General features: G+C 59.1%; 17 protein-coding genes. 9 read left to right on the top strand and 8 right to left on the bottom strand.

Features of this window, described 5'->3' with window-relative positions:
• From K7H22_RS14710 to K7H22_RS14720, 3 genes are read left to right on the top strand one after another with little or no spacing between them, the layout of a single operon-like run.
• Nucleotides 1-846: a CheR family methyltransferase gene (locus tag K7H22_RS14710; protein ID WP_230801625.1), complete on the top strand. Its 846-nt coding sequence runs from the start codon at nt 1-3 to the stop codon at nt 844-846.
• A complete protein-coding gene (locus K7H22_RS14715) occupies nt 846-1,970 on the top strand; it encodes a protein-glutamate methylesterase/protein-glutamine glutaminase (protein WP_230801626.1) in 1,125 nt (374 codons plus the stop codon). The genes K7H22_RS14710 and K7H22_RS14715 overlap by 1 nt, the downstream gene beginning before the upstream one ends.
• Nucleotides 1,967-3,688 (top strand): hypothetical protein, encoded by a 1,722-nt coding sequence (locus K7H22_RS14720; protein WP_230801627.1) that lies wholly within the window; start codon nt 1,967-1,969, stop codon nt 3,686-3,688. Before K7H22_RS14715 ends, K7H22_RS14720 begins: the two co-directional genes overlap by 4 nt.
• Before the next feature lie 125 nt (nt 3,689-3,813).
• Here the strand turns inward: K7H22_RS14720 and K7H22_RS14725 are convergent, their stop codons facing one another.
• A complete protein-coding gene (locus K7H22_RS14725) occupies nt 3,814-4,098 on the bottom strand; it encodes a TetR-like C-terminal domain-containing protein (protein WP_230801628.1) in 285 nt (94 codons plus the stop codon).
• Here K7H22_RS14725 and K7H22_RS14730 point away from each other — a divergent pair.
• Nucleotides 4,087-4,521 (top strand): SDR family NAD(P)-dependent oxidoreductase, encoded by a 435-nt coding sequence (locus K7H22_RS14730; protein ID WP_230801629.1) that lies wholly within the window; start codon nt 4,087-4,089, stop codon nt 4,519-4,521. The genes K7H22_RS14725 and K7H22_RS14730 overlap by 12 nt on opposite strands.
• Before the next feature lie 65 nt (nt 4,522-4,586).
• On the opposite strand, the gene htpX is transcribed toward K7H22_RS14730, so the two are convergent.
• The 6 genes from htpX to K7H22_RS14760 form a co-directional block, all read right to left on the bottom strand.
• Nucleotides 4,587-5,510: a zinc metalloprotease HtpX gene (gene htpX / locus K7H22_RS14735; RefSeq protein ID WP_230801630.1), complete on the bottom strand. Its 924-nt coding sequence runs from the start codon at nt 5,508-5,510 to the stop codon at nt 4,587-4,589.
• A gap of 437 nt (nt 5,511-5,947) precedes the next feature.
• Nucleotides 5,948-6,928 carry a D-2-hydroxyacid dehydrogenase family protein gene (locus K7H22_RS14740; RefSeq protein ID WP_230801631.1) on the bottom strand — a complete coding sequence of 327 codons (981 nt, stop codon included), beginning with the start codon at nt 6,926-6,928 and terminating at the stop codon, nt 5,948-5,950.
• Nucleotides 6,925-7,635, bottom strand: a complete 711-nt coding sequence (locus tag K7H22_RS14745; RefSeq protein WP_230801632.1) for a 4-carboxy-4-hydroxy-2-oxoadipate aldolase/oxaloacetate decarboxylase — start codon at nt 7,633-7,635, stop codon at nt 6,925-6,927. Before K7H22_RS14745 ends, K7H22_RS14740 begins: the two co-directional genes overlap by 4 nt.
• A 44-nt stretch (nt 7,636-7,679) precedes the next feature.
• On the bottom strand, nt 7,680-9,194 hold the full coding sequence (locus K7H22_RS14750; protein WP_230801633.1) for a tripartite tricarboxylate transporter permease: 1,515 nt from the start codon (nt 9,192-9,194) through the stop codon (nt 7,680-7,682).
• Nucleotides 9,194-9,640, bottom strand: a complete 447-nt coding sequence (locus K7H22_RS14755; RefSeq protein ID WP_230801634.1) for a tripartite tricarboxylate transporter TctB family protein — start codon at nt 9,638-9,640, stop codon at nt 9,194-9,196. Before K7H22_RS14755 ends, K7H22_RS14750 begins: the two co-directional genes overlap by 1 nt.
• Nucleotides 9,641-9,707: 67 nt before the next feature.
• A complete protein-coding gene (locus tag K7H22_RS14760) occupies nt 9,708-10,673 on the bottom strand; it encodes a Bug family tripartite tricarboxylate transporter substrate binding protein (protein ID WP_230801635.1) in 966 nt (321 codons plus the stop codon).
• Nucleotides 10,674-10,879: 206 nt separating this feature from the next.
• Here K7H22_RS14760 and K7H22_RS14765 point away from each other — a divergent pair, with 206 nt between their 5' ends.
• The 5 genes from K7H22_RS14765 to K7H22_RS14785 all read left to right on the top strand — a co-directional run bounded on the left by K7H22_RS14765 (nt 10,880) and on the right by K7H22_RS14785 (nt 14,701).
• A complete protein-coding gene (locus K7H22_RS14765) occupies nt 10,880-11,575 on the top strand; it encodes a FadR/GntR family transcriptional regulator (protein ID WP_230801636.1) in 696 nt (231 codons plus the stop codon).
• A 41-nt stretch (nt 11,576-11,616) separates the two neighbouring features.
• Nucleotides 11,617-12,288 (top strand): RraA family protein, encoded by a 672-nt coding sequence (locus K7H22_RS14770; RefSeq protein WP_230801637.1) that lies wholly within the window; start codon nt 11,617-11,619, stop codon nt 12,286-12,288.
• A gap of 19 nt (nt 12,289-12,307) precedes the next feature.
• Nucleotides 12,308-13,015, top strand: a complete 708-nt coding sequence (locus tag K7H22_RS14775; protein WP_230801638.1) for a fumarylacetoacetate hydrolase family protein — start codon at nt 12,308-12,310, stop codon at nt 13,013-13,015.
• Between the two features lie 119 nt (nt 13,016-13,134).
• A complete protein-coding gene (locus K7H22_RS14780) occupies nt 13,135-13,959 on the top strand; it encodes a sulfite exporter TauE/SafE family protein (protein WP_230801639.1) in 825 nt (274 codons plus the stop codon).
• 13 nt (nt 13,960-13,972) lie between these two features.
• Nucleotides 13,973-14,701 (top strand): sulfite exporter TauE/SafE family protein, encoded by a 729-nt coding sequence (locus tag K7H22_RS14785; RefSeq protein WP_230801640.1) that lies wholly within the window; start codon nt 13,973-13,975, stop codon nt 14,699-14,701.
• Between the two features lie 498 nt (nt 14,702-15,199).
• On the opposite strand, the gene K7H22_RS14790 is transcribed toward K7H22_RS14785, so the two are convergent.
• Nucleotides 15,200-15,532 (bottom strand): hypothetical protein (locus tag K7H22_RS14790; protein WP_230801641.1); only part of this gene is annotated, 333 nt, incomplete at its 5' end.

Raw genomic sequence — 15,532 nt, forward strand, 5'->3', positions numbered from 1 at the left:
ATGACCAAACAGCAGGCGGTCCTTTCATCCGAAACAAACGCAAGGTTCCGCGCAGCCGTCCAACGTCTGAGCGGGATCATCTTGCCCGACAGCAAGGTTGCCATGGTTGAACAACGCCTGCGCCGCAGAGTTCTGGACACCGGCCAGAAGGACATGGAGGCCTATCTGCAGGCGCTGATGGCCGGTCGGTTGGGTGCTGCGGAAATGGAAATGGCGATCGACCTGATCACGACCAACACCACCAGTTTTTTCCGCGAGAACGCTCATTTCGATTATCTTCGCGATATTCTGCTACCGCAGATGGTGACCGGCCATAACGGTTCCGCCCCGCGTCTGAAACTCTGGAGTGCTGCCTGTTCCGAGGGCGCAGAGGCATTCACACTTGCAATGGTGATGGCCCAGGCGCAGCGGAGCGGGCTGCGGTTCGACTGGGCCGTTCTGGGAACTGATATCTCGCGCAGCATGGTGGAAAAGGCACGCGCTGCAATCTATGCCGCAGATCAGGTCTCTGCACTCAATACCGATTTGCTCACACGCTACATCATGGCTGCGGTAAATCCCGCTGAGAAGGAACAGGTGCGGATCGTGCCGGAGTTACGGCAGAAAGTGCGGTTCCGGCAAATGAACCTGATGGACCCGAGCTATCCGATAGACCGCGATATCGACGTGATATTTCTGCGCAACGTGCTGATCTATTTCAATGCCGAAGACCGCGCGCATGTGGTCCGCCGCTTGCAAAGCCATTTGAGGCCGGGCGGGTATCTTTTCGTCGGACACTCGGAAGGCATGTCCGTCAAGGCCGACGGTATGGAACGGATACGTCCAACAATTTTCAGGAAAATGTGATGGCGACTGCATCCAGAAACGAGCCTGTCAAAGTATTGATAGTGGACGATTCCGCATCCGCCCGCTTGATGCTGCGCCGGATTATCGAAACAGACCCGTCGCTGCAGGTGTCGGGTCTGGCACAGGATGCCTATGCTGCAGCCCGTATCATGCGGTCAGAACTGCCCGATGTCATCCTGCTGGATCTCGAAATGCCGGGCATCGACGGAATGACCTTTTTGCGACGCATCATGCAGCAGCATCCTTTGCCGGTCGTTATCTGCTCGACGCTGACCGAAGACGGCTCGCGCAGGAGCGTCGAGGCAATGGAAACCGGAGCCGTCGACGTCATCCGCAAACCCGCGCTGCACGATGCAGGGGCCAAATCCGAGGCCACGGTGCGTATATGCGATGCCCTGCAAGCGGCTGCGATGTCACGCTCGCGATTGCGTAACGCACCAATTCGCCAGCCGAAACCCCTGATCGCGACGCAGAAACTGACCGCTGACGAGATTCTGCCGCCACCTAATTTCACCCGTCCCGTTCCCCCCGGACCGCTTGTAGTCTGCATGGGCGCCTCGACCGGCGGCACCGAGGCGCTGCGCGAGGTACTGTGCGCCCTGCCCGCAGATTGCCCGCCTGTTGTTATCGTGCAGCACATGCCCAAAGGGTTCACCGCCGCTTTCGCGCGGCGTCTGGACAGCCTAGCGACAATACGAATCCGTGAGGCAGAGGATGGCATGACTGTCTCGACCGGGGAGGCCGTGATCGCGCCCGGTGACAGCCATATGATACTACGGCGCCGGACCTCGGGGTATTATGTGAATGTCACGGACGGTCCCGCTGTCTCGCGTCACCGGCCTTCGGTGGATGTGCTGTTCCGCTCAGCCGCGACATGTGCAGGTCCGAACGCTTTGGGTATTCTGCTGACCGGAATGGGGGATGACGGGGCCACCTGCTTGGGGGAAATCCTCAAGGCAGGCGGCGCAAGCATCGCACAGGACGAGGCAACATCGGTCGTCTTCGGCATGCCCGGCGAGGCTGTCCGCAAAGGTCATGCACAACAGGTTCTGCCCCTGCAAAAGATGCCTGCGGCAATCGTTTCATTTGCCCGCAAGACAGCGACCATGGGTGGCACCGCATGATGTTTTCCCCCAATTCGATCGGCGCACAGCAAACCGGACTACGCCCCTTCGACGATCTGCTCGGGATTACCGAGGATGCCTTTGTTGTGGCGGGCAATTGCCTTGAGGACAGCGTGGCGGATATCCGCGCCCTGCATACTGTTTTCGCAGGGCTTGAAACAACCCTCGGCACCGAGGCCGACGCGGCTTTGAAGCGCCAGATCGTCGGCGTGGCGGATCGGGGCGACCAGATGCAGATTGGTTTCGGTCGGATCAAGACCGCGACAACGGACTTGCGCGACGTGATGACCGGTGTGCGCTCGGAAGTGCGAAGCCTTGGCACAATCGTCCGGCTTATCGCCAATATCTCGATCAATGCGCGCATTCAGGGCAATAGCCTGTCGCAGCCCAAACCGCAGATCCGGTCTTTCGTGGAGCGGTTTGGACATTTGTCCACCGAGGCAGAAACGATCCTGTCAGACGTGAATGACGCAATGGTGGCAGCCCTTGATGCTGTGAAAGGTATCGAGACGGCGCAAACCGCCCTGTCGGACGAACTGCGCCAGACGACATTTCCCGCGATCGAGGATTTCACGGCGGTCGCACGTGCGATCAGCGCGGAACAACCGACCCTGCACCAGTCCTCCACCGCGATCGCTACGCAGATGCAGCTTGTGTCGGGTGATGTCGCGCGGCTTGTGACCTCATTGCAGATCGGCGACACGTTGCGCCAGCGTCTGGAACAGATCCACGCCGCCTTGGCGCTTGCAGGCGATAGCCCGAACGAACGGGCCTTATCCTACCGGCTCGCCGCCGTGCTGGCTGAAGGCACGCTTGACGACTCGCTCCCGCATATCGACGAGGCGCTCTTGTCACTGAATGACGTCGCATCCCGTGGCCGTGATATCGCATGCGCGGCGACGACCTCGGCCTTTGCGACCGATGCGATGCAACGGGCCGAGGAAGGGGAAAGATCTTTGGCCGCCTTTCGTAAGAGTCTGGAGGAAAGTCGCGCCCATTTCGTAGCGATGCAATCGGGCGCATATCAGGTCAGGGCGCATATCGAGACGATTCTCGGCCATGATGCCGCCTTGCAAAGCATTGCCCAGCAAATCCGTCTTGCCGGCGTGAATGCTGTCATTGCCTGCGCCAAGCTGGGCGAGGACGGGCGCGCCCTGCGCGAATTGGCGCAGTGGTTGCGCGTGATCACGGATGAATGCAACGAAACCATGCACCGCTTGCAATTGGCGCTTGGCGCCTCGCGCGCAGCACTTGCAAGCATCGGCGATGACATGATCGCCGGTCTGGAATCCGACCTGTCTGGCTTTGTGAAGGACGCGTCGGATCTGGGCAGCCTGATCGCTACGGCCCACCGCGCGCTGTCCGGTGTTTCAGCGCGTTTTGATGCCGTGGCCCATGATTTGGGGGTCCGCATCCACAGATCGTTATCGGCGCTGTCGACCGTCCGTTCCAAACTGACCGATATCAGCCCCGTAACCGGCATGCTGCAGTTTCTTGCGTCGATCTATCCGGAACCCGACACATCCATTGCGCAGGCGCAGGACTATCTGGCAAGCGTCCGGCGCAAATACACGATGGCATCGGAGCGTTCTCTGCATGACCGTCTGGTTGCATCGCTGGCCACGGATACGGGCGCAAAGCCACCCGCGCAAAAGCGCGCGTCCGAGCAGGGCCTGCAAACATGCGATGCCGATGATCTGGAAGATATCCTGTTCTGACGGGACGGGACCGCAGGCCAGATATCAAGCCTACGCGGCAGAGGCGAGAATCGCGCAGTTGACTGTCATCAGGTAACTCCATTCGTCCATTTCGACACTTGTGACCTTGTGCTTCATGTCGATGGTCAGGAACGAATGCCCCTGGACAAAGGACCACAGGATATAGGCACGGTGCAGGACATCCGGATCGTCAGGTGGCAGACCAACGCAAGCCGCCGCCGCCAGAACCACAACGTAAAACGGCTCTTGTCCTTGGCCAGCAGGTCAGGATCGTTCTCGTGCCCTTCCGTCAGCCCGGAAACCAGACGAAAGACACCCGGTTCGGCGCGGGCGAAAGCGATATAGGCCAAACCGACGGCAGCGACGGCTTCCAGCGATCCGCGGGGATGTGCCGCGCTATGCGCCTCCATCTCGGTACGCAGGCGGCCTATCGCTTCGCTGACGACCAACCTCAGGATTTCGTCGCGGTCCTTGAAACGGTTGTAGGGCGCGGCGGGATCGTGCTGTTCGGATCGCGGGTCGGCTTCGATGGCGCGCCACCGTCGGCGACCTATGCCGCAACCAAAGGCTTCGTGCAAAGTTTCGCGGAAGGCATCGCTGTAGAGATGCGTCAGCTTGGCGGCAATGTGCTGTCAGTGGCGCCCAGACCGATGGGCACGGGTTTTGCCGCCCGCGCGGGCATGCCGATGGGACAGGCAGCAACGCCAGAGACTGTCGCGCGCAGCGCTCTTGCTCCTTGGGGCATCGCACCGCTGTCAGGCCGGGGTTTCTGGCAAAATTTCTGGGCTTGTCACTGGCGATGCTACCCCGATGGGCGCGTGTGCGGGTCATAGGGGGCATTTTGAAAGGCATGATCGGCCCGCAATAGGCCGCGCAGGATGTCAAGGCGGGGCTAAGGTCAGCCCCAAGGCCCTGATTGTTTCCGGTTCCGCGTCTTGGGCACACGGCTGGCTGAAACTGGCCGATTCAGTGTTGTGCCACCTTGCTGGCGTGGCACCGTCATGGCGCGAAGTGCCGCCACGCGGTTCTCGGTCGCGGGATGGGTCGCAAAAAGACTGTCATGCTTGTATGCGTGCAACGGATTGATGATGAACATATGCGCCGTTCCCGGATTACGCTCGGCTGCATGATTGTCGATCCTCGCCGCGCCCATCGCAATCTTTTCCAAGGCCGAGGCCAGCCAGAGTGGTTGACCGCAAATCTCAGCTCCGGCCTTGTCTGCCGCATATTCCCGCGTCCGGCTGATCGCCATTTGCACCAAGGCCGCCGCCATCGGTGCAAGGAGCATCATCAGAAGCGTGCCTAGCAACCCCAAACGCTCGCGCGACCCGCCAAAGAACAACGCGAAATTGGCCAACATCGAGATCGCACCGGCGAAGGTTGCAGTCACCGTCATGATAGCAGTGTCATGGTTGCGGATATGGGCCAGTTCATGTGCGATCACGCCGGCCAGTTCCTCGCGCGTCAAGCTGTGTATCAGACCGGCAGTCACAGCCACTGCTGCATTGGCAGGGTTCCGGCCGGTGGCAAACGCATTGGGCTGCGGCGTGTCAATCAGGTAGACCGCTGGCGCGGGAAGGCCCGCATTGCGCGCGAGATCCATCGTCAGGGCATGAAGCCCCAACCGGTCACCGGCTGCCACGGGCTGGGCGTTGTGCATCCGCAGGACCATCCGGTCCGAGTTCCACCACGTAAAGGCGTTCATGGCTGCCGCGACAACCAGCGCAATCACAGCGCCACCCGATCCGCCAATCAGGTAGCCGACACCCATGAAAAGCGCGGTCATCGCCGCCATCAGCATCGCTGTCTTCACATAGCCCATCTTGGTCTCCTGCAACGCAAACCGGTATCATGATGGAAATATGGAGAGGGTCGCGGCCTATACAAGCATCCATCACAAACCGGCAGGTGAACCTGACGCTCCAAGAGGGCGCTCCGGCCGTCTTCGCCCACACTTTCGGGGGAGCGGTATCTGCCAGCCCACCTTGTTCAAGCGCACCGGATCACGGGGAACGCAGGACAAACGGGCGGCCGTCCTGCCCTGCGGCACGCAATCGCGTGTCATTTATCCCGCTCAACACGTCTTTGGCAGAAACCTTGTCCGGCATCACAGGCCGCGACCTGCCTTTTTTCTACGCAACATCGTGACCGGCCCAGGCAGCGGCATAGTTCACTTCAAGCAGAACCATCAAAATGCTTTTTCGCCGATCACACAATCGGGTTGTTCGCTGCATCAGCCTGCCGGCATGGGCCGTTAGCTTACTGGGTCAGCACCCGTATAGGGTTGCCCTCTTTCCACGCCGCCACAGCTTCGGCCATCTGCCTGTAAAACAAGGTGAAGGTTTGCAAACTCGCATAGCCCAGATGCGGCGCAAGAAGGAGTTTTCCGGTCCTGATCAATTCCTGATCCATGATCGGATCATCACCGGCTAGCGGTTCGCTATCGAACACATCCAATGCTGCCCCTGCCAACCTGTTCCGGTGCAGCGCGTCCAGAAGGTCGGACTGGTTGACGATTGGCCCCCGCGACGTGTTGACCAAGGTTGCATCGGGACGCATGGCTGCCAGCGCCGCCGCATCTATCATGCCGCGCGATCTGTCCGACAGCACAACATGGATCGACACCACATCCGATTGCCCCATCAGGCTGGTCAGGGTGTTGCAATAGGTTACCCCGTGTTCGGCACAAAGTTCAGGTGTCAGGTTCTGCGACCATGCCGCAACCGACATCCCGAAGGCCTTGCCAAGCTGCGCCATCTGTCGCCCGACCTTGCCCAGACCGACCAAGCCAAGCGTCAGACCATGCAGGTCGCGACCCAAGCCGATTTGCCAGCCGCCTGCGGTCAGGCTATTGGCTTCGACTACGATGCGGCGCTCCAAGGCAAGGATCAGCCCCATCGTCAGTTCCGCTGTCATTGTCATCCGCATGTCGGTGCCACAGACAGGGATTCTCCGCGCGGCGGCGGCGGCAAGATCAATGGACAGGTTGCGCGTGCCCGAAGTGACGATCAGGCGCAGGTTGGGCAGTGCGCGGATGATCTGCCCCGGCAAAGGTGTCCGCTCGCGCATGACGCACAGCACGTCAAAAGGCCTCAGTCTTTCGATCACTTCAGCTTCGTCTTTCAGGGTGTCACGGAAAACCGTGACATCGCCCAGGCCGGTCCAGTCTGCCAGATCGACCGCAACGCCCGCATAATCGTCAAGGATAGCGATTTTCAGCACTTGTTGTTGCATCGTCATTGATCCAGCCCTGCGGACCAGTTGACCGGCCCCTCGACATATTTCAGGCCCTTGGCGGCCGCTTTCTCGCGCAGGCCCAGAAGGTCCAGCGTTTTGCCGCCGTTCAGAAGATCGGCACGCATTTTATCTTCTTTTTCCACCCGCGCCTGTGCCGCTGCCAGCACTTGGACAGCAGACGCCCTTGGAACGACAACGACGCCGTCATCATCGCCGCAGACGACATCGCCCGGCACGATGCGCTGGCCGCCGCAGATGACAGGCACGTTCACCGCACCGATCGTTTCCTTGACCGTGCCCTGAGCCGAAATCGCGCGCGCCCAGACGGGAAAACCCTCGTCACGCAGAACACGCACGTCCCGTATGCCTGTATCGAGGATCACACCAGCACCGCCACGTTGACGCACATATTCCGCCAGTATGTCGCCAAAAAACCCGTCGCGGCTTTCGGATGTTGTGGCGACAACCAGAACATCGCCGGGCTGCATCAATTCTATTGCGACATGCAGCATCCAGTTGTCGCCCGGCGCGCAAAGGGCCGTGATCGCAGAACCGCCGATTGCGGCACCTTCCACGATGGCGCGCATATCGGGCACCATAGCACCGGTGCGCCCTTGCGCTTCATGGACAGTCGCCACACCTGCCTTGGCAAGACCCGCGATGGTGTCTGCATCCGCCCGCTCGATCCGCTTTACTGCTGTTCCGATCATGATCGGTATTCCTTCTTCGTAAGTTAAAATAGGATGGGGTTACGTCAGACGTCATGCGTGACGGAGATCGGTGTCTTGGGTGTCAGTTCGCCCTTGATCACCCAGATGAGCAGCAAGGCGGCAAGTCCCAGAAATCCGGCGCTGATGGGGCGCTCGATAAAGGTGGCAAAATCCCCCCTGCTCAACATCAGTGAGCGCCGCATGTTCTCTTCCAGCATCGGACCAAGAATGAAGCCCAACAACAGCGGTGCCGCCTCGAAACCAAGCTTTATCAGCAGGTAGCCAACGGTCGAGAACCCCGCGACAAGCATCACATCCACCGTCGAACGGCTGAGGCTGTAGACGCCCACACAGATCAGCAGAACGATGGCGGGGAACAGGAACCGATAGGGTATCTGCAGGATTTTGACCCAGAACTGGATCAAAGGGATGTTGAGGATCAGCAGCATGAAATTGCCAATCAGAAAGCTGACGACAAGCCCCCAAAAAAGCTCGGGGTTTTCGGTGATCACGCGCGGGCCGGGGGCGATCCCGTGAATCATCAACGCGCCCAGCATCAGGGCCATGATGGCATCGCCAGGAATGCCAAGGGTCAAGGTCGGAATGAAGGCTGATTGCGCTGCCGCGTTATTTGCCGATTCCGGCCCCGCGATACCTTCGACCGCGCCGGTGCCGAATTTTTCGGGTGTTCTGGATGTCCGCTTTTCCACCGCATAGGACATGAACGCCGCCATCGAACCGCCACCGGTGCCCGGAAGAATGCCGACCCCGGTCCCGACAGCAGAGCCGCGCATCATCGGCCAGAAACTCTCGCGCCATTCCTTCCGGTTGGGCATGAGACCGCGGAGCGTGATTTCGGTCTTGTCCCTGGCCCTGCCGTTCACTTTGCCGATGCTTGAAATCACCTCGACCACACCGAACAATGCCATAGCGATCACGATGATGCTGATCCCGCTGAACAGTTCGGGCACGCCGAAGGTCATCCGCATGGCGCCACTGTTCACATCAATCCCGACCAAGCCGATCAGAAGGCCGATAAGAACGCTGGCAAGTCCGATCATCGGCTTGCCTTGGCTGATGGAACCTGCTGCCACCAAGCCCAGAACCATCATCGAGAAATAGTCCGCTGAATGGAAAGACAGGGCAAGTTGCGCCAAGGGCGGCGCCATGAAAATCAGAACGATGATCGACAGGATGCTGCCCACGAAGGACGCGATCGTGGTGATCAGCAATGCCGGTCCCGCGCGCCCCTTTTGTGTCATGGGATATCCGTCCAGACAGATCACGGCAGACGAGGCCGTGCCCGGAAGGTTCAGCAGGATCGAGGCAATCGAGCCGCCATATTGCGCGCCATAGTAGATGCCCGCGAGCATCACCAGTGCAGCAGTGGCGGGCACATGGAATGTCAGCGGCATCAGCAACGAGATGGCCGCCAGATGGCCGATGCCGGGCAAAACGCCAACAACCATGCCGACGCTGACGCCAAGCAGGCAATAGGCAAGGTTTTCCCAGGTCATCGCGACCGCAAAACCGAGTTCGAGACTTTCCAGAACGCCCATCAAAAGCTCCAGTCAATAAATGCAACCTGAACGCCCAACCCCACGGCAAACAACAGCCAGACGGCCGGGACAAGCCCCATGGCCAGAAGCAAGAGGTGCAGTTTCCTTGTGTCGGGTTCGGCAATTCCCGCCAGCATCACTGTCGCAACACCCGCGGGCCCGAACCCCACACGCGGGATCAGAAGGGCGAAGATCAGGATCGCGAAAGGCACGAGGATGTAGGGACGCAGGTTCAACTTTGGCAGCTTCTCTTGTCTTCGAAGCGCGCCGAGGGCGATGACCACACCAAGCAAGCTGAGCATCACGCCAAGGGTCAGAGGGAAAAAACCCGGTCCCATCTGACGCGGGGTGCCAAACCCGTAGCCGGACGTTGTGACAATGACGAAAAACCCGATAAGAACGGCGGCAAGCCCCGCAAGAAAATCTTTTGATTGCAGTATGTTCATCATCACCCCCAAGCGATAAGTGGCCGGACCTGCACTTGGCAGGCCCGGTCGTTTGCAACTGCTTGGATTACTCGGGCGTGATTTCGGCTGCTTCGATGATGACACTGAAGCGTTCGCGCAGTGCGTCCAGCAGCGCCGCGAAATCCGCGCTTTCCATCGGTGACACGATAGCACCGCGCGCCGAGAAGGTTTCATTGGCTGCATCGCTGTTCAGGAAAGCAACGACATCAGCCTGGATCTTGTTCGCAATCTCGTCGGAGACGCCCGAGGGCGCGAACAGGCCAGCCCACTGGCCCGCCGCCACATTCGGCACACCGCCTTCGATCAACGTCGGCAGGTCCGGATGCGATGCCACACGCCCTTCACGGGCAACGCCAAGGATCTTGATGTCACCGCTATCCACGAAAGGACCAACAGACGAGAGTGCGAGAACACCGATCTCGACTTCACCGGAGGCGACGGCCGTCGCCGCAGGCGCACCGCCGCGATAGGGAATATGTACCGCATCAATACCCATTTCGTAATTGATCCATTCGGGCACGATATGGTTGAGCGAACCGATACCGGCAGAACCGAAGCTGACCTCGCCCGGGTTGGCTAGGGCATAGGCCACATATTCTTCCGTTGTATTGAAGGGTGCATCTTTATAGGCGGCCAGAACCAGCGGCGTGTCGCTGATCATCGTGATCGGGCGGAAATCCTCGGCCGGATTGTAGGGGATATCGTCAAACAGATACGGGTTGATGACGTTCACGCCCATGTCGGCCACGAAAAGCGTGTGTCCGTCGGGCTCTGACATGGCCACGGCAGTTGCGGCCACAAAGCCTGCACCACCGGTGCGGTTGTCAACGATGACCTCCTGCCCCCATTCGGAGGACATTGCCTCGGCTACCGTGCGTGCGGCGATATCCGCGATCCCGCCCGGAGCGTAGGGGACAATGATGGTGACAGTCTGGCTGGGCCAGCTTTGTGCAAATACAGGCGTCGAAACCAGCAGAAACGCCCCTGCAGCGGCGCTGATAATCTTGTTCATGTCGTTCCTCCCATGGATGACAAGGTCGGGCTGAGCCCGATTCCAGTGTTCTCGTGCTGCGCCGGAGCGCCATGCGACAGACCTCCTCAGCCCTGTCGTCAAGACCATTGGTTTAACCAATCCTATTTATTGGTCAAGAAATTTCTTGCGCCCGTTCAAGTTGCGGTCTAAATCAATCTCAGTCCGCGTCGCTTGGGAGACGACCCTTGGAAGATCATCATGCTGCCCTGGTTCAGTTGCGCGCTTACCTGTCACAGGTCGACAATGCGCCGAACACACGGCTACCCGCCGAACGGGAACTTGCCAAAGCCGTAGGCACATCCCGGGGAGAGTTGCGCAAGGCGTTGGCCGTGCTTGAAGCAGAGGGTTTGATCTGGCGGCATGTCGGCAAAGGGACATTCGTTGCACTGGGCAAACCCTTTGAAACCTACAATCTTGCCGAGATCGCGCAAAGGTCCAACCCGCGCGAAGTCATGCGCGCGCGGCTGACATTCGAGCCCGCTATAGCTGCCGAAGCCGCAATGAATGCAAGTCCTATGGACGTGAATGGCCTGCAATCCTGCGCGGTGGACAGCCGCAATGCCCGCACATGGCGCGAGTATGAATCCTGCGACAACAGGTTTCACAAACTGGTCGCGGATAGCACGCATAACCAGATCACTTCTGCGGTATTCGATGTGCTGGCCGGCATCCGCAGGGCTGTCGTGTGGGGGCGCCTGAGAGAGGATCGGGACTGCCCGCCGCCGGACCACCATTCCTTTTACGAACATGACCAGATCATCGCGGCCATTGCAGACCGCGACCCCGTTGCCGCATCTGCCGCGATGTTGACGCATCTCAATTCGGTAGAACGCAATCTTTTTGCGATCAAACAAACGGCTGCTTCCAACAAACCGGCTTAACCAATCCAACCAATAGACAGAATCAGGCCAAGGAATACATGATGAGCACTCCGATCAAACTCGACACCGCGTTTCTCGACCGCTATCGTGTGCTGTCGACATCGACAGTATCGGATGCATTGGACAAGCTGGGGCTGGTCGGCGCGGTTGAAGGCCTTGTTCCGCTAGACCCTGACACCGATATCGCAGGTCAGGCCTTTACGGTCGCCTACCTTCCTGCCGATCATATGGGGGGAACAGTAGGCGATTTCCTTGACGACCTCGGACCCGGCGATGTCATCGCGATCGACAATCGTGGACGTATGGATTGCACGGTCTGGGGCAACATCATGACAGAGGTTGCCAAACGGCGCGGCATCGAAGGCACCGTTATTGACGGCGTGAACCGCGACCTGCAGGAAAGCCGCGAATATGACTATCCGATCTGGTCGCGTCGTGGCCATATGCGCACAGGCAAGGACCGCGTAACGCTGCAATCCGTGTCCGTCCCGATCTGTCTGGGCACCGTGCGCGTCGATCCGGGCGACCTGATCCGTGCGGACGGGAATGGTGTCGTCGTCGTTCCGCTGGCCCATGTGCAAACTGTTCTCGATACAGCCGAAGCTATCGAAGAGAAGGAGAACGCCATTCTGACGGAAATCCGCAAAGGCGTTCCGCTTGGGAAAGCGCGTGCGCTTCATGGCTATCACGCTTTGCAGACTCGCGGCGCCTGATCACATAAAGGAAGAAAAAATGAACACTCTTGAACGCTCCAAGGGCTTCGTCATCGAACCACAGGCGCAGGTTTCTGTCCCGGTGCGTGGCACAGAGGATCGCTTTCCGGTTCACCGCATCTATTGCGTCGGACGCAACTATGCAGCCCATGCTGTCGAAATGGGACATGATCCGGACAAGGAACCCCCGTTCTTTTTCCAGAAAAGCCCATCCAATCTTGTCACGGATGGTCAGGATTTTCCCTATCCCCAAGTAACGCAGGATGTGCACCACGAGATCGAGCTTGTTGTTGCCCTCTCCTCTGGTGGGCGCGATATACCGGTCGAACGCGCGCTGGACTGTGTCTATGGCTATGCGGTCGGTCTTGACATGACGCGGCGCGATATTCAGGCAGAGCTCAAGAAGATGTCCCGCCCTTGGGACGCGGCCAAGTCATTCGAGCATTCGGCCCCCTGCAGCGAACTTGTCCCCGCAACCGAGATTGGCCACCCTTCTGCTGGTGCGATCTGGTTGAAGATCAATGGTGAAACCCGTCAGGAGGGCGATCTGGATCAACTGATCTGGAAGACCCCCGAGGTGATCGCGCATCTTTCAAGCCTCTTCGAACTCCGGGCCGGAGATCTGATCATGACCGGCACACCGTCGGGTGTCGGGCCGGTGCTTCGTGGCGACGCGCTGCACGGGTTCGTTGCAGGTGTAGGCGATCTGCATTGCACCGTCGCATAACCTAACCCTGTGCCACGTGCTGTCGGGCACCTTGCAAAGCCTGGCAGCCCCCCATTTTTGGTTGGATGCGGCCTTGCTTTAACAACCGCATCACAACGCTTTGACGGCAGGAGCTTGCCTTGGAAATCACCAGCGAATTTGCAGTCCTTGCAGCCGTCATGCTGCTTGCAGGTGCTGCCACGGGCATCCTTGCGGGTGTTTTCGGCGTCGGTGGCGGTGCTCTTATGGTGCCCGTGCTTTACGAGGTCTTCGGTCTTATGGCCGTGTCCGACGAGGTGCGGATGCCGTTGGCGGTTGGCACATCGCTTGCGATCATCATTCCGACCTCGATCAAGTCCTATCGCGGGCATAGATCACGGGGCGCGGTGGACGATGCGCTATTGCGGTCATGGGCAGTGCCGATCATCGCAGGTGTGCTGATCGGGGCTGTCATCGCGCGCTACGCCTCGCCGATTGTCATGCAGATCGTCTTTGTTGCGGTGGCTGGCACGAATGCGGTCAAACTCATCAGCGGTACAACACGCTGGGATATCGCCACGGACCTGCCGAAAGGATGGCTTCTGCGCGCCTATGGCGGCCTGATCGGCTTGCTGTCTTCCCTGATGGGAATTGGTGGCGGCCAGATCGCCAATATCATCATGACCCTGCACGGGCGGGCGATACATCAGGCTGTTGCCACATCCGCCGGGATCGGGGTGCTGATCTCGGTGCCTGGTGCATTGGGCTATATTCTGGCCGGTCTGGGACAACCGGGTTTGCCAGCAGGTGCCATAGGCTATGTGTCCCTGTTGGGGATATTGTTTTTTGCACCGACAACCGTGCTGACCGCGAACCTCGGCGTGCGCCTTGCCCATAGCCTGTCCCGCCGCAAGCTTGAACTGGCTTTCGGTGTTTTCCTGTTACTGGTCTGCTTGCGGTTCGTCTGGGCCATCGTCGCACAATGAGGCGTATGGAGCCATGATCTGGGCTATCCTGGCGCTAGCCCTCGGCGGCATTGTGAAAGGCGCAATCGGCGCAGGCGTGCCAGTTATCGCAATTCCCGTCCTGACAATGACCCACGACGTCCATTTTGCCGTAGCTGTTCTGCTTGCCCCGAACCTTGTCGCCAATATGTGGCAAGCCTGGAATTATCGGTCCGACCTTCTGCCAAGGGGGTTTCTGATCCCTTTCGCGCTTGGCGGTGCCGCCGGTGTGGCGGTCGGCACCTACGGTCTGACACGCGTACCGCAAGAGGGGCTGTCGCTGATCGTCGCCTCGGCCGTTCTAGTTTATGTGGCGATCCGGCTGGCCAATCCCAGCCTCGCACTCCCCTTTCGGCTTGGCCGTATTCTGGCGCTACCGGTGGGCGCAGCTGCCGGAATTCTGCAGGGCGCAACAGGCGTGTCCGCCCCGATTTCCCTGACCTTCCTGAACGCGCTACAACTGGACAGACGCGTCTTTATCGGAACAATTGCAGTGTTTTTTACAGCGCTGACCATCATGCAGATACCGGCGCTCGCAGTCACCGGTATTCTTACGCCGGAACGCGCCCTGATCAGCGTCATAGCCTTGGCGACCGTCTTGAGTTTCATGCCATTGGGCGCGTTCCTCGCCAAACGCCTCTCACGTCGCTTCTTTGACCGTGTAACGCTTGGTTTACTGGTCGTGCTGGCCAGCAAGATTTTCATTGATGTCTTGGTGCTTTGAAAACTTGGTGCCGCCGAGCGTGGTAGAAACCCGACCTGCGGCAGGCAGAAGCAGGCGGGACATGTTTAAGCAAATGCCGGGAAGCTGCCGTAGTCGACGTTAAATTGACGAGGGAAGACCCTGAAGGACATTCCCGCTTCACGCTGTATTCTCTGGTTTTCGTGAGAAAGGCAGAAATTCGGTTTGGTGCATTTGCGGTGGGATTTGATCGGGTAACGGGGCACATATGTCTGACGGCCGCTTCGCTAGTCTCATGGCTTGCGTGTAATTTGAGTTTTCGCCCAAAAGGAATTCTTTAGAGGAATTGAGCACATAGCGTGCTATGACGCGCTCTGGATGTGCTATGCGTGAGCAATGAAAGAAACCTTGGCAAATGGCCATGACCGCGCCCAATCCGATCTTTCACGGCGCAACCAAGGGGGTGACGGATTCCAGTTTCAGGTTCGTGCCAGTAGCTGGCGAGATCCTGTTTGACTGCCGGAGGTCTAGGGCTCCAATTCAGAGAATGAGCTGACCTATAACCCCTTCCCTTTCGACGCGGTATGAATCGAGGCTGTGATCCTGACCTATGCGCGTATCGACCATGCAGGCCGTCTGCCAAAAATGGTGAAAGTCGGTTTCTCCGGTGTAATCCCTGCCACAGTCGCCACCGCAGATCTGTGCAAGGTAATGCAGCCTGACAGTGCTTATATCGAACAGTATGAGCGCGAACATCTTGACCGGTGCCGGGCCGCGCGGCATCACAACCTCTACAAGTGTCGTGCCGACCACCTTGGTAGCAAGCTGCGCAGCCTGGATTGGATGCGCGGTCACCGTCTCTGAAATCCCCAA

The sequence above is a fragment of the Seohaeicola saemankumensis genome (genome assembly GCF_021021435.1).
Lineage (GTDB): Bacteria > Pseudomonadota > Alphaproteobacteria > Rhodobacterales > Rhodobacteraceae > Seohaeicola.

Bases quoted from the DNA above. Each gene is read 5' to 3' on its own strand.
- K7H22_RS14710 (WP_230801625.1), top strand. From the start codon at position 1: ATGACCAAACAGCAGGCGGTCCTTTCATCCGAAACAAACGCAAGGTTC.
- K7H22_RS14715 (WP_230801626.1), top strand. From the start codon at position 846: ATGGCGACTGCATCCAGAAACGAGCCTGTCAAAGTATTGATAGTGGAC.
- K7H22_RS14720 (WP_230801627.1), top strand. From the start codon at position 1,967: ATGATGTTTTCCCCCAATTCGATCGGCGCACAGCAAACCGGACTACGC.
- K7H22_RS14730 (WP_230801629.1), top strand. From the start codon at position 4,087: ATGCGCCTCCATCTCGGTACGCAGGCGGCCTATCGCTTCGCTGACGAC.
- K7H22_RS14725 (WP_230801628.1), bottom strand. From the start codon at position 4,098: ATGGAGGCGCATAGCGCGGCACATCCCCGCGGATCGCTGGAAGCCGTC.
- htpX (WP_230801630.1), bottom strand. From the start codon at position 5,510: ATGGGCTATGTGAAGACAGCGATGCTGATGGCGGCGATGACCGCGCTT.
- K7H22_RS14740 (WP_230801631.1), bottom strand. From the start codon at position 6,928: ATGACGATGCAACAACAAGTGCTGAAAATCGCTATCCTTGACGATTAT.
- K7H22_RS14745 (WP_230801632.1), bottom strand. From the start codon at position 7,635: ATGATCGGAACAGCAGTAAAGCGGATCGAGCGGGCGGATGCAGACACC.
- K7H22_RS14750 (WP_230801633.1), bottom strand. From the start codon at position 9,194: ATGGGCGTTCTGGAAAGTCTCGAACTCGGTTTTGCGGTCGCGATGACC.
- K7H22_RS14755 (WP_230801634.1), bottom strand. From the start codon at position 9,640: ATGAACATACTGCAATCAAAAGATTTTCTTGCGGGGCTTGCCGCCGTT.
- K7H22_RS14760 (WP_230801635.1), bottom strand. From the start codon at position 10,673: ATGAACAAGATTATCAGCGCCGCTGCAGGGGCGTTTCTGCTGGTTTCG.
- K7H22_RS14770 (WP_230801637.1), top strand. From the start codon at position 11,617: ATGAGCACTCCGATCAAACTCGACACCGCGTTTCTCGACCGCTATCGT.
- K7H22_RS14775 (WP_230801638.1), top strand. From the start codon at position 12,308: ATGAACACTCTTGAACGCTCCAAGGGCTTCGTCATCGAACCACAGGCG.
- K7H22_RS14785 (WP_230801640.1), top strand. From the start codon at position 13,973: ATGATCTGGGCTATCCTGGCGCTAGCCCTCGGCGGCATTGTGAAAGGC.